We start from the raw sequence: 24748 nt of genomic DNA on the forward strand, positions 1-24748 counted from the left end.
ACTCGGATGGTTCAATTGTCCACTTTGTTAATTTCTCATTTATTATATAAATTTTATATAGCAAAGAAAAAAGCATCCGCTACGGATGCTTTTTTCTAAAAATTATAACCATAAGGTCTTCTTAACTGTTTTTGTGAATAATTTTACCTTATAGGCAAATTTTTTTCCGTACCCCTAATAGTCTAAAATGTTTTTTATCAAACAATAATTTCGCCATTTGTTTGAATTATATACTTATACCAATGAAACGAATCTTTTTTGTATCGTTTTATTAATCCATTACCTTCATTATCACAATCAACATAAATCATTCCAATCAATTTTTTCATTTCAGTCTGTGAGCGCACTTGGTAAGTATTAAATTTTTTATTATGACTAAAAAATCAGGTCCACTTATTTGTGTCCTTAAAAATAATCATCTTTGAAAAATCAATAAATGATTTTTTCAAAGATGATTAATACGTTCTAATTTTTTCATTCTTTTACTTTTATTTAATATTTATGAAATTGATAGCTCTCTTGTCCTCAGTGCCTAAATCCATATTCACTTTATCTATTTCCTTACTTAATTCTGGTGCTTTCCCTTGATTGACTAAATTAAGATTCCCAAAAGATTTATTAAAAGATAGAATCTGTCTAGTTTTTTCTTTCCCATCTATTTCTTTAAATAATGTATCATCTACAATTAATAGGATTTCGTTGGATCCACCACGATGCGGAGATAGCCATACATCCCCTTTATATTGAACATTCATTTTTTTCTGATCAAATGTTAGTTCTTTCAAGTCTTTATATTCTTTATTTGCAAATATGATAGTTTCATCTTTTTCTATTTTTGGTAACGAATCAAGAGGGTCTGAAGATAGGAGCCCATTGTTATTATCCCTTTCACGTATAAGTCCCTTTTTATTCATTTTTTCAGCAGTTGTTCTACTAATAAATAGTAAATTACTAGTAGCAGTATCCATAGTATCCCCAAAATTAATCGGTAGCTTTATGTCGAGCTTGTTATTATCTATAGCCCCTTCTTTTAATTGATATAGATCTTGTGAGGTTGTTATATCTTTGTATGAATCAATTATAGAGTTTCTTGTTTGTTCATTTATCGTTCCTACTTCTATTGAAATCCCATTTGCTGGAGAGTCTTTTGTACCAAATAATGAACATGCTCCTAACATGGCAATCGAAATACCAGATACTATTAATAATCCAAGTCTTTTTTTCAACCTATATTCTCCTTTTTTAATTATATTCGAATTAAAAAATTGTTTTATACATTTTTTTTAAGTATTGAGCACGAACAACGTAAAAGTATATAATTTGCAAAAATAAGAAACAAATTAATACCATAAATGAACTACCCAAGACTGAAAAATCGGCTAATTTTTGTAAGGCTGCAAAAGCTACTGCACTATGTGTAATTGCTATTACAATGGGTAAAAAGAATAGTAATACAAGTTGACGTGACACAATTTTCTTTAATTCCGGTTTACTTAAACCAACTTTTGCTATCATTTTATATTGCTGTTGATTTCGTTCTAAATCTGTGTACAATCGAAAATATAAAAAGCTTGCAGCAAACGTAAAGAAAACAATGCCGATTAATACACTCATGATGGATGCAAGTCCAAAACCTTGTTTCATCACTATCCATGTAGATATTAAAGAAGAAAATTTATATTGTTTGTTGTATAATTCAGGCTCATGTATACCTTCATTATCTTTCTGAAGAGTATTCACGATTTTTTCAGCAACCTTTTTTGTTTGATCCCAATTTTTCACAATAAAACCATTGATAGTGGATTCACCACGGTAATTCTCTGGGTCTACAATCATTTGATTATATAAAACGTCTGGTACAATAATTATCGTGACGTTTGTATCTTGTAGTTCTTTCGGAGCTAGTATTTTATCTACATGCATATCTTTTTTTATATTTCTATACAACAATTGAAAGTCATTTTGATTAGATTTTTTATTAATAACTTTTTTTGAAGGAATGACAAAACTACTATTTTGATCTTTTAAGCTTTCTTTTTCAAAATCAAATGACTCTGCTAACCTATTGTAATCACTTATTTTTATAACGCTTAATAATACATCACTGTTATAAAGGGTATCTTGCATTTGTTTTATGGAATAAGCTACTTGTTTGAATTTAAACCCACCATTATTGAGTTCGCTTTCTATTTTTTTTAGATGTTCTTTTTCTAACTGGTTATTCCTATAAGACTGATAAGAAAATGCGAAGGGGCTATTTGATTCAGCCATGGATGAGTTACCCAATCCCATACAAGTTCCCACTGCAGTGAAGGAAACGGCTGATATAATAGTGACCATAAAAAACATCTTTGCATTATCTTTTAATTGATACACTAAATCTGAGATGGTAAGTATGTTTGTTTTCTTAAAGAAAATATTTTCCCTTTTCTTTAATACACGTAACACATACACACTGAGCTGTGTAAATAAGAAGTACGTGCCAAGTACAACAAAGCTCACCCCTGTCGCCATCATGAATAATACATATTTCACATCCTTGTAATGTATTGCGTTAACACTATGGAAAACAGCTGTATATCCTAATCCAATACAAATTAGTGCGAACAAAGATAGCCACAGGGATGCTTTTGGTTCAGGCTTTGGTTTTTCTTCTGCTTTTATCAATTCTACTAATTGCTCTACATTTACTAGTCGCGAAGTGAAAAGTGAAATAAATAAAAACAGTAATAAGAATGCTCCAAATGTTATCCCAATTGCTTTAAATGGCATGTAAAATGGGAGTCCTTTATCAAGCATTAGCAGATTGTTGCTCATAATTAAGATAAACTTAGAGAACGCCATTCCAATTGTAATTCCTGTTAAAATAGAAGTGATACCAATTATTATATTTTCAATAAATACTAATTTGTTCAACTGTGAACGTGACATCCCATGTAGCATTAGAATTCCAAAATCTTTTTTTCTTGTTTTTAAAAATGCACTTACAGAATATAGGATAAAGAAGAATGAGAAGAAAAATATTAACCCCTGCGATATCTGTAATCCTGACTTTGCAAATGTATTGATTGTTACACTGGTAGCAAGATCGCCTTGTAAATTAGGATGAAATGCAAGTAATGCGTAGGTAAAGAAAATCATAATAGCAAACGTACTACTTAAAAAATGAGCCAAATATGTTCTTTTACTACGAATAACGTTATTAAATGCGAACTGTCGAAAAGTCATTTGCATTTCCTCCTAATAATGCTAAAACCTCTAGAATTTTTTGATAGAATACTTTGCGATTATCTCCACAATAAATCTCATTGTATAACTGTCCATCTTTGATAAACACAATTCGATCACAATAACTTGCAGCCATTGCATCATGTGTCACTAACATCATCGTTGTACTATTTTCTTTATTAAGCTTTGTCAATAATTCCATCACATCACTAGCAGATTTTGAATCCAGATTTCCTGTAGGCTCATCCGCAAGTAATAATTTTGGATTATGAATAGTAGCACGTGCGATTGCAGTTCTTTGTGCCTGCCCACCAGAAATTTCATACGTACGTTTATCTAATATTTCAGTTATCCCTAGTTTTTTAGCAATAGCTTCTACTTTCCCTTCCATTTCTCTAGGACTGACACCATCAAGCGTAAGTGGAAGAACAATATTTTCTTTCACTGTCAATGTATTAAGGAGATTAAATGATTGAAAAACAAACCCTAATTCACGTCTTCGAAATAAAGCCAGCTGATTTGGAGATAACAGATACGGATTTTCTCCATGAATTAATACTTCTCCTGATGTTGGAGCATCTATAGTAGACACCATATTTAATAGCGTTGTTTTACCACTCCCAGATGGTCCCATAATTCCTACAAATTCACCTTTGTTTATTTTTAAATCAATATGGGATAATGCTGTATAAGAAATTTTCCCAGGATAAACCTTCCCTAAATCTGAAACATGTAGTATTTCCACAAGTATTTCACCTTCCATTTCTCTTTTCGATACATGAAGTGTAACCTATATATAGTATGTCTCCTATCGATTTCCCTAACAGTTATCTAACAAGTTTGTAAGATTCAAAAGAAAAAACCGATGAAAAGTATACCTTTCATCGGTTAACGAGATGCATACGGGAATACGATTCTAACTTTCGTTCCCTTACCTACCTCAGATTCTAGCTCAATCTTATGATTTAATTTTTCACATACTTCTTTAACAAGATATAATCCCATTCCCGTAGACTCTTTGAATCTCCTACCATTTTCTCCAGTATAAAACAGATTAAAAACACGTGGTAAATCAGCAGTAGGAATACCCACTCCATAATCTCTTACTTCCAAAATAATTGCTCGTTCTTTTGAATACGCCGATACTATTACTTTTTCTTGCTTACTGGATGAATATTTAATTGCATTTGACAGTAGTTGATTGAGTATAAATCGAAACCATTTCTTATCTGTTTGTACAATAAGATTCGGATCTACTTTTACCTCTGGATACACATAACTACGTATAAATAGACGTTTATTTTCATGAATAGCAGAATCAATCATTTCCAATAACTGCAATCTGTCCACATGAAAATCCTGTTCAAATGTTTCTAAGCGAGCAACATATAAGACCAATTCTAATCCTTTTTTGATTCTTTCCGCTTCTTCATTAATACTGTCAAATCGAGAGTCATCCGCATCTTGTGTAATTAACTCAATAACAGAAAGAGGTGTTTTCATTTGATGAACCCATTGATTCATAAAAGTCATTTGTTCTTGCTGTTTTCGTTCCCATTTTTTTAATTGGTTTTGATAATATTGATATTGAGTTTGTAGTAATGTTTCTAAGGCCATTGATAAGGGAGTCAAATCACTATCTTTTATTGACTCATTTAAACCTTCCATTGGTGTTGATAGACGCTTGTAGAATGAATGATGACTATAATAGCGATATATTAAATAACCCATTAATAAAAAAACACCCAAAAATACAGAATATAATGCTGTCAAAATATGTGGATAACCATCAAACCAATATATAAAAAGAATGATAAGCAATTGGGCAAATGTATAACAAATAAGTGGAATATGTTCTTGTAAAAATAATTTCATTATTCCTTTCCTTCCTTCTCCCAAGTAGCATGCAAACGATATCCAGCACCACGAACTGTTTCCAGTGCGTTTTCGATACCTAAATCTTGCAATTTCCTTCTAATTCTACCTATGTTTACACTCAATGTATTTTCGTCTATATATGAGCTATCCCATAGTTGTTCTAAAATCACTTCACGTTTTACAAGGAGTGGAGACTTTGTTATCAAGATTTCTAATAGAGTTGTTTCTTTTCTAGTAAGTAAAATCGTCTTATCATTTAGTTGAAGTTCCATTCTTTCTGGGAACAAGAATAACCCTGAATGCTTAACTATTCGTTCTTTTACTTTAGGAGCATATTCACCGTATGCTCTCCTGAGTTGACTACGGATTTTAGACATTACAACTTCATAATAAAAAGGTTTCGTAATGTAGTCATCACCACCATTTTCTAAAGCCATAACTTGATCCATTTCTCCACTCCTTGCAGATAGAAATATAATTGGACATGTAGAAATAGCTCGTATTTGGCGACACCAATAATAACCGTCAAAATTAGGTAAATTTACATCTAACAGCACTAGATCTGGTTTTATCTCTTGAAATATTTCTAAGATATTTTCAAAATCCTCTATAATAACATTTTGGTATCCATATTTTTTTATATGAGTTCCCAGTAATTCAGCGATTTTCATATCATCTTCTACAATCATGATTGTATTCATTTCGTACTCTCCTTTAATTTAAGTGTAATTTTTATAGTTCGTTTAACGTTTTATGTTTTATTTATTTTTAAAAAAATGATATCTTATATCCCCCCTAAAATGCAATAAGTGTCCTTTAAAGTGTATATTTATTGTTTCTAAATTAATAAACGTAATAGAGATGATATCCATCTTTTTTCTTTACTTAAAATAGTATGTTGATTCTCCAATTGGGGAAGTAGGATAAAATTGAAAAAGCACCTTGTTTACAGGGCGCTTCATTAAATACAATATCCATTTTACATATAAACTAAAATACTTATGAATTTTATACCCATTAAGGCTATCTAAAGGGGGAAGACCATGATTCCTTTTTTGAGCTACTGACAATTGATTAAGCCAAGAAGATCAAAATAAATCGGAACAAATACATATTAACCTTGGTATATTTTTAACATTCTAAATGTGCATAGCCAACCATAATTAGTGATTGAGTATGCACATTTAATTTTTTGCCTATCTTTTTTATGAATACATTTTTGTACATATGCGTTTTAAATAGTGATGTCTAATAATGAGGAAGTAAATCACTTGCATACAAATAAAGATTATTAATACAACAATTGAGCTTTGTAGAACAGACATTTCCTTACTTACTGTTTGTCCTAATTGATGAAACGTTAGAAACGCAAAACTGCTATGAACCATAGCCACTACAATCGGTAAGAAAAATAGTAATATCATTTGTCTTGTTACGATTTGTTTTAACTCACTTTGGCTTAATCCTAATTTTGAAATCATTTGATATTGCTCTTGATCTCGTTCTAAATCAGTAAATAGACGAAAATATAAAAAGCTTAGCGTAAATACAAAAAATACAATTCCCACCATTACACTTGAAATAGAAAGTAATCCGTTTTGTTGTTTCAATTCAATCCATTTTAAATATAAAGATGAAAAGGCATAATAATCCTCTTGATTCGTACCAATGAACTTCATAAGGTTTGTAGAAATCCTACTTGTTTCAGACCAATTTTTAACGATAAAACCGTATATAGTGTAATCCCGGAGTATACTTTCTTCTTGTATATTTAGGACTTTGCTGTAAACAGCATCAGAGACAATAACAGGTTTAACAAACGTGCCCGTAAATTCTGGGATATAAACTGTTTTTTGAACAGCAAGTGGTACTTCTAGTTCACCATGCCTTAATTCAAAAGGTTCTAGATCCTCAGCATATTTGTGGTTTTTCTCTGATCGTATAACGATACTTTCATTTTCATTTGTTAATTTCTCTATTTCATACCCTAATTTTTTAGCGTATTCATTATACGTAGAAAGATTAATTAAAGCCGGCCCACTTTGTGCCCTTATAAATTTTGTTGCTACAAGTTTATAAGAAAATCCAGATTCTTTTAATTGCTTTTTTATCTCATCAATATGCACTTTTTCTTGTATATTACCCTTATCCGATCGATAGGTAAATGCATATGGGGTCTCATGTTTTGCCAATTCAGGATTTGCGATAGCCGTACAAACTCCAATTGCTGTAAAAGATACTGCAGATATAATTGAAACGATAAAAAACGTTATCGCATTATCTTTCATGCGGTACATTAATTCTGAAATAACAAGGAGATTGGTTCTTTTAAAAAATGTAGTTTCTCTATTTTTTAAAGCAGATAACACATATACACACAATTGTGTAAAGAAAAAATAGGTCCCACATACAATGAATACGACTCCTACACCTACGAGTAGGAATAATTGATTTAAACGCATGTAATCGACAGCAGCGATACTGTGATGAACGCAGGAGTAACCCGCACCAAATAAAATAAGTACCAACAAGGATATCCAAACAGACACTATTGGCTCAGGTTTTGGTTTTTCCTCTGATTTTATAAGTTCTACAAGCTCATTCATTTTCACCATTTTTGATGTGAACAATGAAATAAGTAGAAATAAAACAAAAAAGGACATTGCTGTTACTACTATTGCCTTGAATGGAAAGTAAAATGCTAACGTTTGCTCTACTCCTAATAAAGACCCACTAACCAGTAAAAACAATTTAGAAAAAACCATTCCTAGTCCGATTCCTACTACTATAGAAGGGATTCCAATCAACATATTTTCGAAAAAAATTAATCGATGAAGCTGTTGATGAGACATTCCGTGTAACATTAATAATCCAAACTCTTTTTTTCTATTTTTTAGAAATGCACTAACAGAATAGAAAATAAATAAGAAAGAAAAAACAAAGATTAAGTAATACGATAAATGAAATCCTATTTTCCCAAATGTACTCATGATGGTACTTACATGAGTTAGTTCACCTTGTAGGTTCGGATGAAAGACAAGTAGCCCATAAGTGAAAAAAATCAATACCGCAAATGTACTACTAAAAAAATGACCTAGATATATTCGTTTATTCCGTAAAACATTATTGAGTGCAAGTTGTCGAAAAGTCATGTTTATTCCCCCCTAACATAGAAAGACTATCCATAATTTTATTATAGAATAATGGACGATCGTCTTTACAATTAACTTCATTGAAAAACTGGCCATCTTTAATAAAAATTATGCGGTCACAGTAACTTGCAGCAACTGGATTGTGCGTTACTAACATCATTGTTGCCTTTTCCTCTTTATTTAATTGTGTTAATAACTCCATTACATCTTGAGAAGCTTTAGAATCTAAGTTTCCTGTTGGCTCATTGACAAGAACCAATTTAGGAGAATGAATGAGTGCACGGGCAATCACTATTCGCTGTGCTTGTCCATCAGAAATTTCATATGTTCGTTTATTTAAAATTTCACCGATTCCTAATTTTTTTGAAATAGATTCTACTCGTTTATTTATTCTTTTCACATTTATGCCATCTAATACGAGCGGAAGAACCCTATTCTCTTTTACTGTTAATGTATGCAACAGATTAAAGGATTGAAAGACGAATCGTAAATCCTGTCTGCGAAATATGACCAAATCATTGTGTTATGAATATATACACTGCCTGATGTTGGCGAGTCAATAGTAGAAATCATATTCAATAATGTTGTTTTCTCACTACCAGAAGGGCCCATAATCCCTACAAATTCTCCCTCTGTAATTGTTAAATTAATACTTGAAAGTGCTATATGTGAAACCTTTCCTGTGTATTCTTTACTAATTCTTTTACTATTTTCATATAGGAAATCCCCCCTAAATTTACACATTAAGTATGAGAGTTGATTGATGATGCCCTTATCCCCTGTGCATGTACTATACAAACAAAAGCGAAGTCTTCAAACGGACTCCGCCTTTTCGATATATCATGAATTATAGCCATTACTAGTAGCCTCTTCATAATATTTCATCATACATTCATGTCTCTGTTTATTTCTTAAAAAATTTGCAGCAGAACCAAATTTACGTTATTTTCTTGCGGAAATAGGTTGAGACCAAATATCTTCGTCATTATCATTTAAATGTACTTCAAAAACATATATAGGTTGAGAGAAACCTTTTGTATCAGTGTAGTAATCTATATTATATTTTGTAATGAATAAGGTATCACCTGCTTTGAAAGATCCTATAGGATCAAATTCTCCTTGTTTCAGTTTTTGAAATGCTTCCTTTGGAGACAGAATTTCAACATCTCGAACATTTGATTTTTTTGTACCGTAAGCTTTGTAAACAGGCATTTTTTTCCCTTCGTCTTTTAACTCTATTGATGTTTTTATAGTAACTTGAGACATATCAATTTTTGTAATGGGATCAATAGGCATATTTCCAAATTCCTTCATTTGATACGAAATCATTATTCCGAGTGCGACGAAACTTACTGTAATGGGAAGGTATAAATATTTGATTATTTTTGTATCTGTTTCATTTTTTTTCAACAATATAAGAACTATGTTTAACACAGAATATCCTAGCATCATGCCTAAAGTATTATGAAGTAAATCCGCTAGTTCCATACTTCCGCGTTGCAGTGTAAATTCAAGAATTTCAATCAATAAACTTGCTATAATTGAGATAATTAACATCCATTTTGTTTTTTGAAAAACCTTACTAAATAAAGGAAATAAAATTCCTAACGGAAACAGCATACCTATATTTAAAATAATATGAAAAAAAGAAGAAAACGAAAAGTTATTCCACGCTTTTTTATAAACACTAAGTACATCGAAATCAAACGTTCTTGCAAAAACCATATCATCTGAACGACCAAATGAAGTAGCTGATAATGCAAAGGAATAGTATCCTACTATTAATACAAACAATATAATTTGTTGTACAGTAAGCTTTTTTTCTCCTTTACATAACTTTTTGTATACTACAAAATAGCTAAAAACAAATACAAGTAGTAACAAGAATGTGAGTAGTATCGCAGAAATCGCAAAACTAGCGATTAGATCGAAAATAAAGTTCATTTTACACCTCTGTTTTTATGAATTAAATATTTAATAGTTTTTATATACTATTCTAGATAGATTGTTACTCCTAATAATAATTAACATAAGATTATATCCTGGTATCCATGGTCTATTGACTACGTATACACTTTCATTTTGGGGGTTATCTTTTTTTGAATATAATTTTGTATATATGCGTTTTATATAGTGAAATCTAATAATAAGGAAGTAAATAATTTGCATGCAAATTAATCTTACTAATATAACAATTATGCTTTGAATAGCGGACATTTTCCGATTTGTTTTTTGCCCTAATTGATGCCAAGTTAGAAATGCAAAAGCGTTGTGAATCATAGTAACTACAATCTGTAAGAAAAATAGAATCATATTTTGTCTTGTCATTATTGATGGTCTAGTTTTGTATTTCTTCATTTAAACTGTAATACTCGGTCAAATATTTTAAGAACTAAAATAACTTGATATCCCAACACAGATTTTTTTCGTGAACGTATCTGTTATTCATTGTAGTAGTGAGATTATTTTTCTCATATTGAATTACCTTACATTTTTCTTACACGCTTGTAACATTTCTGAAAATACAGTTTATAATTCTCTTAGCAATGACTCTTTTTGGGAGATATAGCAAAGAGAAGTTTTTTATATGTACATCACTATACCGAACTCGATTTCGGTATTTTTTTGCAATTTATTATGTTTTCTTTACCAAACACGTATAAGAATTAATATCATGAACGTAAACTGCTGGGCAAAAATTTACTTTTGTTTTTATTTAAACATCAAGTTCTTCCTCATATTAAAGTGGAACAATTTTATTACTTAGATTGTCTATTAAATGTGTTCCTAAAATTAGATGTTCAATTTAGATATAATAAATCCCGTTTGAAATCTAATTTTATGTATTACAAAAATATGAAAGGACTTTTATTTTGAAAAGGAAAAGGATGCAAAAGAAGGGTGAGTATTTAAGAGGTACAAGCTTAATCCTTTTACAGGTAAAGCATTGCAAGTGAGATTGAAGAAGGAATAACTCAAACACTAGCTTATCAATCATATAAATATCTTACATGTGCTTTAACCTATAAAATTTTAGCTGCAGAAGGATTGTTACCCCATATTCTCTTTACTTACATCAGTATGAAAAACCATATATTCTTGAAAGAGGTTGAAAATTTATGTTCATATTAAGCAAGTTCTTTAACATTACACATTACAAAAAGATTGTACCTGTCGTATTACTTTCATGTGTAACACTAATAGGCTGTTCCAATAGTAATACTCCATCTGAATCACCTAAACAAACGAAACAAACAAATCCAATTAAACAAGAAAATACTGGTGATGATTCTTTTGCTAAACTTGAAAAAGAATACGATGCCAAGCTCGGTATTTATGCACTGGATACTGGTACGAATCAAACTGTTTCTTATCGATCAGATGATCGTTTTGCATTTGCCTCTACATCTAAATCATTAGCAGCGGGCGCTCTTTTACGTCAGAACTCAATAGAAGCTCTTAATGAAAGGATTACGTATACGCGTGAAGACCTTTCTAATTATAATCCAATTACTGAAAAGCATGTGGATACAGGAATGACATTAAAAGAACTTGCAGATGCTTCTGTTCGATATAGTGACAGTACAGCACATAATTTAATTCTTAAAAAGTTAGGTGGTCCATCCGCATTTGAAAAAATCTTGAGGGAAATTGGTGATACTGTTACTAATTCCGAGCGATTTGAACCTGAATTAAATGAAGTAAATCCAGGAGAAACACATGATACGAGTACACCAAAAGCAATCGCTAAGACACTTCAATCTTTTACATTAGGAACTGTACTACCATCTGAGAAACGTGAACTATTAGTAGATTGGATGAAGAGAAACACGACTGGGGATAAATTAATTCGTGCGGGCGTACCAAAAGGATGGGAAGTAGCTGATAAAACAGGTGCAGGTTCTTATGGAACAAGGAATGATATTGCAATTATTTGGCCACCAAATAAAAAACCAATTGTTCTTGCCATCCTTTCTAATCATGACAAAGAAGATGCTACATACGATGATAAACTTATTGCAGATGCAACCAAAATCGTTTTAAATACTTTAAAAGCTACAAATAAATAATAATAGAAATACATTAATACTTTTCCATGTTTCCTTCACATTACTGTGACGCTTTTTTTAGGTATGTTACAAAAAATTGACCATTTAATGTTACGGAAGCAATTCAAAAAATTAACTGTTACAACTAAAAAACTTTTCAATTAAGACAGATATTTTTCTTATAGAGGGCACCTCATGTCCATCAAGCTAATAAAAAACTGTGTTCCAAAAGGAAAATTAAAGAAAAGAATCTCATTGATTTACCGATGCCAACATCATAATGAGTCCCTCCTTCTCCTCTTTTTATCAGTATTGATAGGTAAAGGGAGGCCAGGCACAAAAACAGGTTGTGGAGAAAGTCTTCTTCACAACCTGAAAGTAAGTTATATATCCGAATATGACCTGTTCTTTTAACTATTAAGTCTTTTATAATCTGTCATAGTCGATATAACTAGAGTCATAATAAATCCACTGCCCTGTCCCAATTCTTAGCCAGCCGTTCTTTTTATGGTACAATTTGAGCTTCCGTAACCTGATGGTATGCGACTTAAACAACAAAAGTACATGAATAACATAATAAAACAAGAGCATTGACTAATTAAGAAGCAATGCTCTTGTTCTATGCTAGCGTACAAATATTTTGACACATCTACAGCCATTCTTTCTGAAGTAGAAACCGTTCACATGATTAAAGAGAAAAGGTAAATATGGGGTACCACCTCATCGCTATCAAGCTAAAACTTTATATTACCCCATACCCATCAACTTAAGAAAAACAAACGCCCCCAAAACGAAAAAATGAACTACCTTCTCAAAGTCACTATCTGTAGAGAAAGAAAAATTTCATTTAGGGGGTACTTCAAAACCTTAGCTTGATAGCGAAATGGAGAGAACTCTTATTCAACATAAATATGACAATAACATAGTTAGTTTTTATAAAAAGAAATAATTAAGATATAAGATGATATAATAAAAATGAAATGAACACCCCTACTTATTTTTAAGGCAAGTAAGTAGATTTTATTTCATTCGTTTAAAGCTATGTACAAAAAAATAACCCCTAGGGGTTATTTTTTTGTACATAGCTTTATTTTTCAAATTCTTTAAAAGTATCTTTTAAATCCTTATCTGTTATTTTTATATCTGCTTTCTTGAATAAATCTTTAAAGAATTGTTGTTGCCATTGTTGATCTTGTGAACGCTTCTGTTCCAATTCCTTACGAATATTATCTTTTTCTTGATCAAAAGGTTTTAACTCTTTTTTCTCTGTTAATTTAATAATATGGTAACCATGAGAAGATTTTATTGGATCACTTACTTGTCCAGCTTCTAATTTATAAGCAGCTTCTTCAAATTTAGAATCCATTTCACCTGGACCAAACTCAGGTAATTCTCCACCTTGTTCTTTTGAACCAGGATCTTCTGAATATTGTTTTGCTAATGCTGCAAAATCTTCTCCATTATTTAATTTTTCTTTTATTTCTTTCGCCGTTTTTTCATCTTTTACTAAAATATGACTTGCCTTTAATTTTGGTTTATAGTATTCTTTCATTTCTTTTTCCGTAACTGAAGCTTTAACAGCTTTTTCAAAGGCTATTTGCGTTTTTATTTTCGTTTTAAAATCATCTTCATCTTTAGCACCAGCTTGTGTTAAATAAGCTTTAAAATTATCGCCCATTTGTTTTTTTAATTCTTCAACTTTTTTCTTTGCTTCATCATCTGAAACTTTATATTTATCTAATAAAATCTTGTCTAACATTACTTGTTGTAAAACAGGTTTTCCTGCTGTCTCTTTTAACTTTTTATTAAATTCTTCTTGTGTCAAATTTCCTGATTTCGATGTAACAAGATTATCAGAATTACCACATGCAGATAATAATAAAATACTGCTCATTGCAGCACCTATAAAAATATGTCGTTTATTCAATGTATTATACCTCATTCTATAAATTGATTTATAGTCTAGTATATTTTATTTCCTTAATAAAACAAAATTTTTATAAGAAAAAGTCTTTGTTTATTTTCATTAAAAATGTAATATAGATTCACTAAAAACAAAGGGATTATGCCTTTTCTGTAGACTTAAAACTCCAAAGTAAGATAAAAGTTTACTTTGGAGTTTTAAGTCATTTATAACAAATTTTGTAATAAATTTCGTAATATAGATTCACTAAAAACAAAGGGATTATGCCTTTTCTGTAGACTTAAAACTCCAAAGTAAACTTTTGGATAAAAGTTTACTTTGGAGTTTTAAGTCATTTATAACAAATTTTGTAATAAATTTCTCAATATAGATATACTTGCTAAGTATGGTTTTAATATTTAAAATTAACAAAAAATAAATTATAATAACAATATGATAGTTATCCTTTTGTTTACTCCTTGTGCTAAAGATAAGATTGTGTTCCCGATCTTATCTTTTTTCTTTGTAGATTTCTGATACAAAGAAAAAAGATAAGTTGAGAAAGTTCAAAACTAATTGAATATTCCTATACATTAATCTATACTTGATTAAGAGTTGGAGTAGTAATCTGTCATCTGTTCCTTTTTGTAAAGAAGATTGAGATCAATCTTCTTTTTTTGTGTTAGTTCCTCTTTCCTCGAAAAAGGAATAAGAATTACTTAAGAATTGTGGAAATAGCTTGCTTGTAGACTAGTTGCTGCTGAGAATTTCCGTCAAATCTTTATATTATTTGAAGCTTTTATATTCTTTATTGGAGCTATTTATTCGTTTAAATTATATAAACAGGAATACAAATAATTCACTTATAGGGTGTTTTTGTCCATCCCCCGAAAAGGGGAAATAAGACAAAATATACCAACTAGATACTAAATGAGGTATTGCCAACAAAATGCAAATTTCGTACGTTATCAAGAACCAATTTCTAAAAAACCTTAAATGACAAAACACCCTGTTTTGTTAAGCTTATATTACTTAAGAATTTCATCAAATGTTTTTTCAACTTTATCAGCATCCTTTGATATTGCTAACAAGATATAGTTATCTTTTGTTTTCAAGACATGTTTTTCTATTAAGAAATATTCGTTTGGAAGATAGTCTTTAAAGCTTTTTGATTTTTTTTCAATCCTACTTGAAATTTTCTCTTTAATGTTTTCTACATTTTTCATATCTTTTACTTTAATCGTTGTAATTTCATCAGCTTTGATATTCGTAGAAGCAGTATATAACACAAAGCTCTCGACTTCATCAGGATTTATGTTATATAGCTTTTGAAGCTTTTTACTATCCCCTTCCTTCATTTCTTCTAGATTAGTAACTTGTTTAATCTTCTCCCCTATTTCTGTAGCTGAAAGGTTATGAACGTTTTCCTTTTTTCCAAAACAACCGCTTAAAGCTCCTAAAGTAATCGTACAAACAATAATAGTAATAACGAATTTTATATTAAAAAGTTTCAACAAATTTATCATTAGTTTAACTTCTCCTTTTCATTTAGTTGTTTCAAACATTTAATTTAAACAAGGATTCTAACGATTCCTATTTAATGAATATCACCATAAACATAAATTAATTAAAGACGAGGATAATGCTCTTGATAGCTAGGACATATATTAAATACAATTAATTCTCTTATTCAGATAAATTATTTATAGATGAATCTTCAAAGAAAGTATTTCCATTATAAAGCACTAACACATCATTAATTTTATTTTTCTGTACCAACATATTTACACTATCTGTATAGTATCTAAGGTCGACTATTTGAATTTCACTAAAATGTGGTAGTAAAAAAGGCAGTAAAGAATTTGCATAAGAATCTTTGACAACTAATAATTTTTTCCCGTTCGTATTATCAGTTTTTATTTTTATCAATGGATGATTCCCATTGAAAAATACAGTATATTTATCTTTTTTCGTGATGTTCTTCATTTCATAAAGAGAAGTTGACGTTTTGCTTTCATCACTATACTCTACTTTATATTTGTTAGCTTTCTTTGGTTCATATAATTCAATACTATCAGGGGCTATATTTCTAAAGCCTGCTTTTGAATATAGAGATCCATAAAAGCTATTTGTAATTTGTTTAATGTTGAATGAATCACTTTTATTAGGAGTAAACTGCATGTTTTTACCCAGCTCTTGATAGGCATAATATGCGCCTTTGGTGGTCCAATGATGATCGGTTTTATAATATATATATTCATCCTTTTTTGAGCTCAATACAGGATATACATCTATAAAATTTATATCCTTATCTAAGGATTTTTTTACTTTATTAATATACGTAAGCTCGTCGCCATGAGAAACATAATTTGGGAGTTTATTTTCCAAAATACTAATTGCTGTTGGTACTAACATGACTTGCATTTTCACATTAGGATTTGCAGTATGAAAATCATTTATTGCTTCTATTTTGTTTTTTACCTCTTGTTCTTCAGGCTCACTAAACTTTTGAAGTAAAAAACCATCTTTACCGATATACACACCATTATTCTCTTTCTTTCCTAATTTGTGGTCCACATCAGATTTCACGTTTATCCAAAAGTCCCTGAATGCAAACTGATCAGATACATATTTTTCGTAGTTAGAGGTAAACTTTTTTTCTATAAGATTTTGGAAAGAGAACGCTGGAAACTGTTCTAGCTTTCTATTCTCTTCATCTGAGAATGTTTTATTGGGAGTTAGTACATTTATACCGAACATTCCCCCTATAAAGAGTATCAATAATCCTGCCATTGTTTGTTTGTATATTTTTTCATACCGATTCAAATAACTCACCTCTTTCAAACTAAATACAATTTCATTACTCTATAGGCTATCATTAAAACCTAAAATATAAGAATGGATTATAAGTGTCATTCACTAAATACGCAGTTGAAAGAGCTGCTAATATGACATAAAAAACTGGAATGCCAATAGCACCTGGTAACTTCAGTTTTTCTCTAATATATACAATTGTCTTTTTGGGGAATGGGGTTGAACAACATGCAAGGACAATAAATAGTATAAAATTAGTTGTTACATAATATAGAGTTTTATTATCCAAGAAAACGGATTGATTAAAGCCAAACATTGTTCCTATGAAATCCATTGCTACTGATAAGTTTTCAAATTCAAAAAATACCCATCCAATTAGAACAATGATAAGTGTATACACATGTCCGATAAAGCTCATCCTATTTTTAAGCCATTTTAAAAGAAATAGCTTTTCTAGTGTTACAAATAATCCAAAATACAATCCCCAAACAATAAAATTCCAGTTCGCTCCATGCCACAATCCTGTTAAGAACCAAACTATAAGTAAATTTCTAAGTTGCTTAATTAATCCAGTCCGATTTCCGCCGAGAGGAATGTATACATACTCTCTAAACCACGAACCTAATGATATGTGCCATCTACGCCAAAATTCGGTTACACTTTTTGAGATATAGGGATAGTTAAAGTTTTCTGGAAAATCAAATCCAAACATTTTACCTAGTCCTTGAGCCATAGCTGAATATCCTCTAAAGTCAAAATAAATTTGGAAAGCAAAAGCAATAATCCCGATCCATGCTGTAATGATTGTAAGTTCTGATATAGAAGTTTCTTTTACACTTGACCAAAGAAGTCCTATATTATTAGCTAAAAGTACTTTTAACGCCAGTCCTCTAATAAATAATTCCATACCTTCACCAAAACGATCTAATGTTACTTTTCTTTCTTGTAATTGTTTATCGATATCACTGTATTTTACAATAGGGCCTGCAACAAGTTGAGGAAACATCGTAACATAGGTACCAAAAGAAATAATGTTTTTTTGCGCTTGTACTTTTCCTAAATAAACATCAATTACATAAGACATGGTTTGAAAAGTATAAAAAGAGATTCCCACTGGAAGAGGAAGGGTCTCCACCTGAATATTTAAGTTAAAAATCGTATTGATATTTTCCACCACGAAACCATAATATTTGAAGAAACCAAGTATCCCTAAATTTATTATTATGGAATTAATAAATATCACTTTTGAAATACTCTTGCGATCTCTATATTTATCTATAAGCACGCCATTAACATAGTCAAATATGGTAGAGAATATCATAATGACTATATACACCGGCTCACCCCATGCATAAAAAATGAGACTGACGATAAATAATATAAAATTCCGAAGTACTTTAGGTGATACGTAATAAATAATAAGAGCTAATGGCAAGAACATGAAAAGAAAAATTAAACTACTGAACACCACTGTTCTTTCACCTCCTACAATTGTTTTTTCTTAAAATTTACAGTCCTTACATACGAACTGTAAATTTTAAGTATAGATACTACTTAACAGAACCTTTTAATTGTTCAAGTAATAGTTTGTAATAATCTGCTTTAAAATGTACACCATCTTGATCATGTAAATCTTTGTTCTTTTCAAAGATTGGAGATAAATCAATGTACTCTGCTTTCTCAGCTTTTGCTAATTCTTTAAGTTTTACGTTATATTCATCAATATGTTTATATTGCGGATATTCCTGTAATACGCTATCCATAACTGGTGTAACAGATAAAAGGTGTATGCTTACATTGGGAAGTTTCTCTTTTATTTTCTGTATTAATTTGGAATAATTATCAATTGAAAACTTAACTGGATTTTCGATAGGTTTTCCTTCGAGGTCCATAGGCATCAGTAAATCATTCGTTCCAAAGCTCATAAAAATATGTTCAGGGTTTTTTTCTACTACTTTATTAACATCTTTCTCTATAGCCATTGCTGTAACTTTCCCCTTGTCAGCAATAATATTTTGATCACCGATTAATTCCTGATCAATCATCCCTTCAGTAATGGAATCACCAAAGAATACACTGTTTTTAAAAATAGATTTATACGCACTATCTTTCGATGTTTTCTCATGCGTAGCATTTTGAGTAACCTCACTTGATGTTTTTTCAGTCCTATTATTTACACAGGCTGCGGAGGACAAGGAAATGACCCCCGTAAGTAGACAAACACATACTTTCTTTAACATTTATATCTTCCTCTCAAATCATTATTTCGTAAGCGATGGTGTATATAACGATGCTATTTTTTTCAATATGAACCTTTCGTTTACAAAATATAGATTAATCGTTACTGGTAAAGATAAGATGCAGATTATATAGATATAATTTAAAGAATCAACAGTTTGAAAATTAGTTATTAAATAACTTAACACAAGAATAATTTGATGCTTATATTTCTGAGGTTAAATATGGGATTTGATTTAAAAAAATGTGTTTAATAATCAATGAAATGATTTGGTAATGGTCGATTTCAAGATAGGAAATATGAGTTGGTTTAAATAAAAAAGGAAGCGAATTTTTGCTAGTTGCAAAAGTTCACTTCCTTTTTATATTAGCTTTGTATAAACAATACACACATTAAAAATAGTAATTTAATAATACAAAAATATTTTTGTTTATTTTAATTGATTTTTTAAATATTCCAACCAAATTGGGTAGAATTCCGGCTTAAAATGTATGCCATCCTCAACATAGAGATCTGAATTATCTTTAAATATCGGGGACAAATCGATAAAATTCACTTGTTCTTTCTTTGCTATCATTTTAAATCCTTCGTTAAAATCATTAATATTTTTATAACGCTCTTCTTTTTGTGTACGTTCTGGTGTAACTGGTGTAATTGACAGGATATTTATTTTTGTATCAGGTAATTTTTCTTTTATTTTTTGAATCAATTGAGTATATTGGGTTACTGCAGATTCTTTTGTTTCAGTAAGATTACATAACCCAAGTAGAATAAATATATTTTTTGGTTTTTGATTGGCCACTTGCTCTATATTTTTTTGAGCATCTCCAATTGATTTCCCTATACCACTTACAATGTTTTTTTCGTCTAATATGTCAATATCATGAAGTCCATCTGTAATGGAATCCCCTAAAAATACACTTGATTCAAAAATAGATTTAAATGTCGAAGTATCTATATTAGACGAAGAGATGTGCTCTTTTTCAAAAGTGGTAGAAGAAGAGTCAATTTTAGGGGCTGGACTAGTAATATCTGTCTTATTATCTGGATTTCCGCAAGCTGATAAGGCGATGGTACCTATCAATGGGATTGTAATTATTTTTTTTATCATATACAATTTCCTTCCTTACCGTGCTTTTATTAGTAAAATTAGATAACAGTTTTACTGATAAAAACCAAATTTTAAAGATAATCATGTATATACTATAGACGTTGATCTTTCTGGAAATTTAGTTGAAAATGATCCGATTCATTGTATACTCCAAATTCATATCCTCTTTCCTTATAAAATTTAATGATTTCTGGAAGTGCTTGTAATGTCTGTGGTTTTTCATGCATTAACACTACTTCTACATCTTCTGTTGTTGTACGTTTTACATCCTCTATAATTTGCTGGGGATTATCTTTTAATTTCCAATCATTTGAATCAATTGTCCAATCCCAAACTTTCATTCCAGCTTCTACAATTTGATTACGAATTTCCTCACCCTTTAATCCTGGTGCAGATCCATATGGTGGACGGACTAGTTTAGGAGTTGTACCCGTAATATCATGGATAAGATCTAACGTTTCTTTCATCTCTGGTACAAATTGTCCTTTTTTGTATAACTTATCACTATTATGTGTCATACTATGTGCACCAATATAATGCCCTTCTTTTACTGCTCGTTTTACATTTTCCTGAAAACCTGTATTTTGTAAATTGCTACCTTGCATAAAAAATGTCGAAGCGACATTTTGCTCTTTTAGTACATCTAAAAATTTCCCAGTTAATTCGCTAGGACCATCATCAAATGTTAAATAAACAACCTTTCCTACCGGTTTTCCATCAGGTCTTTTTTGTTTTGTCGGTGATGTTTCATTTTTCTTTTCTTGTTGCTGCGTGTTAACTTGTTTCATACTTTCTTTAGCTACTCCTTTCGCTGGAATAGAGTTCCATTTCCCTATTAAAAAGAACGTGAAAAAGGTCGTTGCTAAAACAACTCCTAGAGATAGTATTCCCTTAGTTACTACACTTGTTTTTTTCTTATTTTGTGATTTTTTCATTATTTTCCGATCCTCTCTCTATTGATTTTCATATTAATTATTTATAAAGCTGAGCCTTTACTCGACTGAATCATTAGTTTCAACTGATACTTACAATAAATAGATTAATAGAAACAGATAAAGATAAGATGCAGATAATGTCGATTTTGTTTAAAAATGATAAAGACGTGTAGAACGAAAATTCTACACGTCTTTATTTAAATAGAAGAAAAATAATACTCCATCTTCTGTATTCAATACACCATATTCCACACCATGCAGGTCTAGTATATTCTTTGAAATCGCAAGGCCTAATCCTGTTCCACCTTTAGAACGTTGACGAGACGTATCTCCTCGATAAAAACGAACCCATATTTTTTCTAAGTGTTCTGGCTCGATATGAGCCCCTTTATTTTCTATACATACTTTTACACGTTCGTTCTCTTCTATTGTAGAAATAATTATATTCTCATGTTCTGGTGTGTAACGAATCGCATTTGTAATAAATTTAGTTATAACCTGTTCTATTCGATGAGGATTTGCAACTACCCCAATTTTAGAAAGCTGTTTATAGACATGTACTTAATTTAGATTCTTTCTCTCATAGTAGCAATGTCGAAAAAAGTCGAATTTTTATATTTTTTCTTTATTTTTTAGTTGTAAACGTTTTATTTTCATGTTACCATCTTAATCAAACATTAGATGGTAATAAAACTTAAAGCATTTCTTTCCCTTAGAGACATATAAACGTTCGGTAATACCATGAAAATAAGGCCAAAGAAATATGAGTTACCTGATAAAAGATTTAATAGGATTTTTACCACCTTAATTTTCTGTTAATTCAGAATGTATAACTTTAACATTTTGTCCCTAAACAAAATTTAAATTTAATTGTGGTAAACTCTAAAAGCTAAATCACCCACCCAAATTAATAAATGATATATCCTATTATATCTAGCGATCAGTCATGAGAAATAGATTTCTTCCTAAGAAAACTTAGCCCATTAATAAAAAGTGTCTAGATTTCTATCTTTATTACCATCTATTGTTGATAACATATTTACCAACTATAAAAAAGAACCTATTGAAGGTTCTTTTTTAATATAATCATTAACACTTCAATTATTGATAATCCGTGGTGTTGAATCTTTATTCCCTCACCTTATACAGTTTTCTTTTATCATTTTAGCCAAGAAGACTCCTTCCTCAAGGAGCGTGAAGGGTCACAGCCCAGTAAGTAGGTGGGAGATGCATTGGCTTCGAACAAAGGATGGCAGGGCGCCACCTTAATTGTTTGACATACACAAAGTGTAACTTCACTACCTTTCGAATGTACGTTTGGTATATAATAGTCATATACCGAAATGGAGGTGAATCAAATGATGATTAATAAAGCCTATAAGTTTCGTATCTATCCAAATCACTCTCAAGCAATTCTAATCAGCAAAATGATAGGTTGTTCTCGCTATGTATTCAATCATTTTCTACCCCTATGGATCACGCATACAAAGAAACTGGGAAAGGTTTAACATATGGTACATGCTCTGCCAAACTACCTGCCATGAAGAAAGAGTTTGTTTGGCTAAAAGAAGTGGATATTATTGCCATTCAGTCATCTGTTCGCAACCTTGCGGATGCGTATATACGCTTTTTCAAAAAACAAAATAGTGCCCCGCGTTTCAAATCTAAAAAGAATAACGTACAATCTTATACCACAAAACAAACAAATGAAAATATTGCCGTTGTAGGAAACAAAATAAAATTACCAAAACTAGGTCTTGTTCGATTTGCCAAAAGTCGTGAAATAAAGGGATTTATTTTAAATATTACAGTTAGACGGAACCCTTCTGGCAAATACTTTGTGTCATTGTTAATGGAGATAATCGGTAGTTTATCGAGAGCTTGTAGGCCTTTAATATAAAAAAGAACCCTTATAATAAGGATTCTGAAACTGGAAAACACAAATATATACTAATAGAGAGAATTTCTTATATTATAACTAATTAGGAATTAGGGTAGCCTTACATTACTAACAAGCTAAAATTTTATAGTACCCCCAGAACGAAATTTTGTGCTAACTTGTAACAAAAAGCTCATTTTTTCGTTTTGGGGTAATTCTGAATTCTTAAGTTGATGGATGTGTGGCGGTACCCATTAAATAGCAAGTGTAGAGATTACTTGTTTGTAGATTAGTTGTTGTTTACCATGAACCATCATTAGGACGGTAAATTTATCTGTTGCAAGGATCTGCCCACGTACTGGAACGCCATTCTTTAAAAATACAGTAACTTCCCCCTTTTTTTCTTTCAATTGTTCATACATATCTTCTTGTAAATTAAACATGAAATGAGCCCCCTAGTTTCTTTGTATTTACTTTTCTTCTAATACCTGCTACTTTTCACTGTTGGATATTTGTGATTCCCATTCACTTTCTATTTTTCTAAACCATTTTCCTATTTTGCTTAGATAATATCTTTTTACTTCACCATTAGGAATCCAAATTTCACGCTCCTGTATTTGATTCATCACTTCATGAAGAATCTCATCATGTTCATACTTCCTAGGTTTTCTATAATGTATTTTTACAAACTGTGTATATTCTCTACGTAACCAATTAGAAATATGTTGCCTTTGTCTTTGCTTGAGATGTGACCATTTTTTATTTGTTTGAAGGATTTTTCCATTTACTTTTATGTGGGTTTTCATCGACACTCATCCCCTTTTACTAGCAAAACAAATATATAACTATCGTATCATATTTAAATCGAAATACTGCTTTAGGGACATATTTCGCAAAAAATCTATCCAAAATACACAATACATTCTCCATTTAGCGGATGAAGTCTACACAAGATTAAATGTAGACTAGTATTGTATTGTATTGTTTTAGTTTTTTAAAACATTGCGGTACGTGAAATTATTTTGTTAGCCATAAAAAAAGCCCCTTGAAAGGAGCACTTATTTGACAAGGTACTGTTCTATTTCTTTTATTAATAGTTCTGCACCTTCTGGACTTAATGAGATCTTACCCTTTGCTAATGCTATGTTGCGATTTGACACTTCTCCTGTTAATGCACAAACATGACCAGGCTGATACTTCTGTAAAATGATGTCTTCCCCTTCTACAAAAATCTCTAATGGTGATTTTTCTTTAATCCCAAGCGTATTTCTAAGTTCCTTTGGAATTACTATACGCCCTAATTCATCCACTTTTCTAGTTACTCCGGTTGCTTTCATCCAGCATATTTCCCCATTTCATTATCAATTTGTACCCAATTTATTCTTTACTATTGTAACAGGCTTTCACCATACATGAGAAACATAATGAACCAAAAACAGACAATCATAATAAGAAATTCTTTAAACTCTTGCTAAAAGGAAATACGACTTTCTTCCATTCTACATGCCCCTTTTCTCTATAACTTTTAATGGGGGTACCGCCACACATCCATCAACTTAA

General features: G+C 30.7%; 18 protein-coding genes and 8 pseudogenes. 5 read left to right on the plus strand and 21 right to left on the minus strand.

The features are described 5' to 3' along the window. Positions 1-197: 197 nt before the first annotated feature. From DN401_RS28645 to DN401_RS28680, 8 genes and pseudogenes are all read right to left on the minus strand, one after another. Positions 198-332: pseudogene (locus tag DN401_RS28645) on the minus strand (hypothetical protein); the annotation flags it as partial. A 156-nt stretch (positions 333-488) separates the two neighbouring features. Continuing rightward, complete coding sequence (locus DN401_RS28650; protein WP_149288086.1) at positions 489-1226, minus strand: lipoprotein BA_5634 family protein; 738 nt, start codon at positions 1224-1226, stop codon at positions 489-491. 31 nt (positions 1227-1257) lie between these two features. Next, positions 1258-3228: an FtsX-like permease family protein gene (locus DN401_RS28655; RefSeq protein ID WP_149288087.1), complete on the minus strand. Its 1971-nt coding sequence runs from the start codon at positions 3226-3228 to the stop codon at positions 1258-1260. Beyond that, a complete protein-coding gene (locus DN401_RS28660; RefSeq protein WP_149288088.1) occupies positions 3203-3973 on the minus strand; it encodes an ABC transporter ATP-binding protein in 771 nt (256 codons plus the stop codon). The genes DN401_RS28655 and DN401_RS28660 overlap by 26 nt, the downstream gene beginning before the upstream one ends. 143 nt (positions 3974-4116) lie before the next feature. Beyond that, entirely contained in the window at positions 4117-5103 is a 987-nt protein-coding gene (locus DN401_RS28665) for a sensor histidine kinase (protein ID WP_149288089.1), read from the minus strand. Next, positions 5103-5807 (minus strand): response regulator transcription factor, encoded by a 705-nt coding sequence (locus tag DN401_RS28670; protein WP_149288090.1) that lies wholly within the window; start codon positions 5805-5807, stop codon positions 5103-5105. Before DN401_RS28670 ends, DN401_RS28665 begins: the two co-directional genes overlap by 1 nt. Positions 5808-6311: 504 nt before the next feature. Beyond that, positions 6312-8258 carry an FtsX-like permease family protein gene (locus DN401_RS28675; protein ID WP_149288091.1) on the minus strand — a complete coding sequence of 649 codons (1947 nt, stop codon included), beginning with the start codon at positions 8256-8258 and terminating at the stop codon, positions 6312-6314. Continuing rightward, a pseudogene (locus DN401_RS28680) lies at positions 8230-9002 on the minus strand (ABC transporter ATP-binding protein). Before DN401_RS28680 ends, DN401_RS28675 begins: the two are co-directional and overlap by 29 nt. Before the next feature lie 28 nt (positions 9003-9030). Between DN401_RS28680 and DN401_RS30605 the strand changes: the two are divergent. Continuing rightward, positions 9031-9111, plus strand: a pseudogene (locus DN401_RS30605) (IS6 family transposase); the annotation flags it as partial. An 89-nt stretch (positions 9112-9200) separates the two neighbouring features. Here DN401_RS30605 and DN401_RS28690 read toward each other — a convergent pair. Together DN401_RS28690 and DN401_RS30400 are read right to left on the minus strand one after the other, a co-directional pair. After that, a complete protein-coding gene (locus DN401_RS28690; RefSeq protein WP_149288092.1) occupies positions 9201-10202 on the minus strand; it encodes a VanZ family protein in 1002 nt (333 codons plus the stop codon). Positions 10203-10358: 156 nt separating this feature from the next. Further along, a pseudogene (locus DN401_RS30400) lies at positions 10359-10589 on the minus strand (ABC transporter permease); the annotation flags it as partial. A gap of 788 nt (positions 10590-11377) precedes the next feature. Here DN401_RS30400 and blaIII point away from each other — a divergent pair. Both blaIII and DN401_RS30405 read left to right on the plus strand, forming a co-directional pair. Further along, the gene (gene blaIII / locus DN401_RS28705; RefSeq protein WP_061660473.1) at positions 11378-12328 is read left to right on the plus strand and encodes a class A beta-lactamase BlaIII; all 951 of its coding nucleotides are present in this window, start codon (positions 11378-11380) and stop codon (positions 12326-12328) included. 510 nt (positions 12329-12838) lie between these two features. Next, a pseudogene (locus DN401_RS30405) lies at positions 12839-13012 on the plus strand (IS6 family transposase); the annotation flags it as partial. A gap of 382 nt (positions 13013-13394) precedes the next feature. Here DN401_RS30405 and DN401_RS28710 read toward each other — a convergent pair. Then, entirely contained in the window at positions 13395-14234 is an 840-nt protein-coding gene (locus DN401_RS28710) for a peptidylprolyl isomerase (protein ID WP_149288093.1), read from the minus strand. A gap of 738 nt (positions 14235-14972) precedes the next feature. Between DN401_RS28710 and DN401_RS28725 the strand changes: the two are divergent. Then, positions 14973-15068 (plus strand): annotated as a pseudogene (locus DN401_RS28725) (6-aminohexanoate hydrolase); the annotation flags it as partial. Between the two features lie 170 nt (positions 15069-15238). Here the strand turns inward: DN401_RS28725 and DN401_RS28730 are convergent. The 7 genes and pseudogenes from DN401_RS28730 to DN401_RS28760 all read right to left on the minus strand — a co-directional run. Beyond that, positions 15239-15736 (minus strand): DUF4358 domain-containing protein, encoded by a 498-nt coding sequence (locus DN401_RS28730; RefSeq protein ID WP_149288094.1) that lies wholly within the window; start codon positions 15734-15736, stop codon positions 15239-15241. Between the two features lie 160 nt (positions 15737-15896). Then, positions 15897-17036 carry a DHHW family protein gene (locus DN401_RS28735; protein WP_149288095.1) on the minus strand — a complete coding sequence of 380 codons (1140 nt, stop codon included), beginning with the start codon at positions 17034-17036 and terminating at the stop codon, positions 15897-15899. A gap of 52 nt (positions 17037-17088) precedes the next feature. After that, positions 17089-18495, minus strand: coding sequence for an MBOAT family O-acyltransferase (locus DN401_RS28740; RefSeq protein ID WP_149288096.1), 1407 nt, complete (start codon positions 18493-18495; stop codon positions 17089-17091). 79 nt (positions 18496-18574) lie between these two features. Continuing rightward, positions 18575-19264: a GDSL-type esterase/lipase family protein gene (locus DN401_RS28745; RefSeq protein ID WP_149288097.1), complete on the minus strand. Its 690-nt coding sequence runs from the start codon at positions 19262-19264 to the stop codon at positions 18575-18577. A gap of 429 nt (positions 19265-19693) precedes the next feature. Next, positions 19694-20374 (minus strand): GDSL-type esterase/lipase family protein, encoded by a 681-nt coding sequence (locus DN401_RS28750; protein WP_149288098.1) that lies wholly within the window; start codon positions 20372-20374, stop codon positions 19694-19696. Positions 20375-20466: 92 nt separating this feature from the next. After that, positions 20467-21309: a polysaccharide deacetylase family protein gene (locus DN401_RS28755; RefSeq protein ID WP_149288099.1), complete on the minus strand. Its 843-nt coding sequence runs from the start codon at positions 21307-21309 to the stop codon at positions 20467-20469. Between the two features lie 183 nt (positions 21310-21492). Then, positions 21493-21870 (minus strand): annotated as a pseudogene (locus tag DN401_RS28760) (sensor histidine kinase); the annotation flags it as partial. Between the two features lie 797 nt (positions 21871-22667). On the opposite strand from DN401_RS28760, the pseudogene DN401_RS28770 reads away from it, so the two are divergent. Then, a pseudogene (locus tag DN401_RS28770) lies at positions 22668-23167 on the plus strand (RNA-guided endonuclease TnpB family protein); the annotation flags it as partial. A 275-nt stretch (positions 23168-23442) separates the two neighbouring features. Here the strand turns inward: DN401_RS28770 and hfq are convergent. From hfq to DN401_RS28785, 3 genes are all read right to left on the minus strand, one after another. Next, positions 23443-23631: an RNA chaperone Hfq gene (gene hfq / locus DN401_RS28775; RefSeq protein ID WP_149288100.1), complete on the minus strand. Its 189-nt coding sequence runs from the start codon at positions 23629-23631 to the stop codon at positions 23443-23445. 48 nt (positions 23632-23679) lie between these two features. Then, positions 23680-23994, minus strand: coding sequence for a transposase (locus DN401_RS28780; RefSeq protein WP_149288101.1), 315 nt, complete (start codon positions 23992-23994; stop codon positions 23680-23682). Positions 23995-24246: 252 nt separating this feature from the next. Next, positions 24247-24525, minus strand: coding sequence for an AbrB/MazE/SpoVT family DNA-binding domain-containing protein (locus DN401_RS28785; protein ID WP_000648344.1), 279 nt, complete (start codon positions 24523-24525; stop codon positions 24247-24249). Positions 24526-24748 lie beyond the last annotated feature (223 nt).

Origin of the sequence: Bacillus sp. BF2-3 (genome assembly GCF_008368795.1) — a bacterium.
GTDB classification, from domain to species: Bacteria; Bacillota; Bacilli; order Bacillales; family Bacillaceae_G; genus Bacillus_A; species Bacillus_A cereus.

Excerpts from the sequence above, each read along its gene's own strand:
- DN401_RS28755 (WP_149288099.1), bottom strand. The coding sequence starts at position 21,309 with ATGAAAAAATCACAAAATAAGAAAAAAACAAGTGTAGTAACTAAGGGA.
- DN401_RS28690 (WP_149288092.1), bottom strand. The coding sequence starts at position 10,202 with ATGAACTTTATTTTCGATCTAATCGCTAGTTTTGCGATTTCTGCGATA.
- DN401_RS28655 (WP_149288087.1), bottom strand. The coding sequence starts at position 3,228 with ATGACTTTTCGACAGTTCGCATTTAATAACGTTATTCGTAGTAAAAGA.
- DN401_RS28745 (WP_149288097.1), bottom strand. The coding sequence starts at position 19,264 with ATGTTAAAGAAAGTATGTGTTTGTCTACTTACGGGGGTCATTTCCTTG.
- DN401_RS28665 (WP_149288089.1), bottom strand. The coding sequence starts at position 5,103 with ATGAAATTATTTTTACAAGAACATATTCCACTTATTTGTTATACATTT.
- hfq (WP_149288100.1), bottom strand. The coding sequence starts at position 23,631 with ATGTTTAATTTACAAGAAGATATGTATGAACAATTGAAAGAAAAAAAG.
- DN401_RS28780 (WP_149288101.1), bottom strand. The coding sequence starts at position 23,994 with ATGAAAACCCACATAAAAGTAAATGGAAAAATCCTTCAAACAAATAAA.
- DN401_RS28670 (WP_149288090.1), bottom strand. The coding sequence starts at position 5,807 with ATGAATACAATCATGATTGTAGAAGATGATATGAAAATCGCTGAATTA.
- DN401_RS28730 (WP_149288094.1), bottom strand. The coding sequence starts at position 15,736 with ATGATAAATTTGTTGAAACTTTTTAATATAAAATTCGTTATTACTATT.
- DN401_RS28785 (WP_000648344.1), bottom strand. The coding sequence starts at position 24,525 with ATGAAAGCAACCGGAGTAACTAGAAAAGTGGATGAATTAGGGCGTATA.
- DN401_RS28675 (WP_149288091.1), bottom strand. The coding sequence starts at position 8,258 with ATGACTTTTCGACAACTTGCACTCAATAATGTTTTACGGAATAAACGA.
- blaIII (WP_061660473.1), top strand. The coding sequence starts at position 11,378 with ATGTTCATATTAAGCAAGTTCTTTAACATTACACATTACAAAAAGATT.
- DN401_RS28750 (WP_149288098.1), bottom strand. The coding sequence starts at position 20,374 with ATGATAAAAAAAATAATTACAATCCCATTGATAGGTACCATCGCCTTA.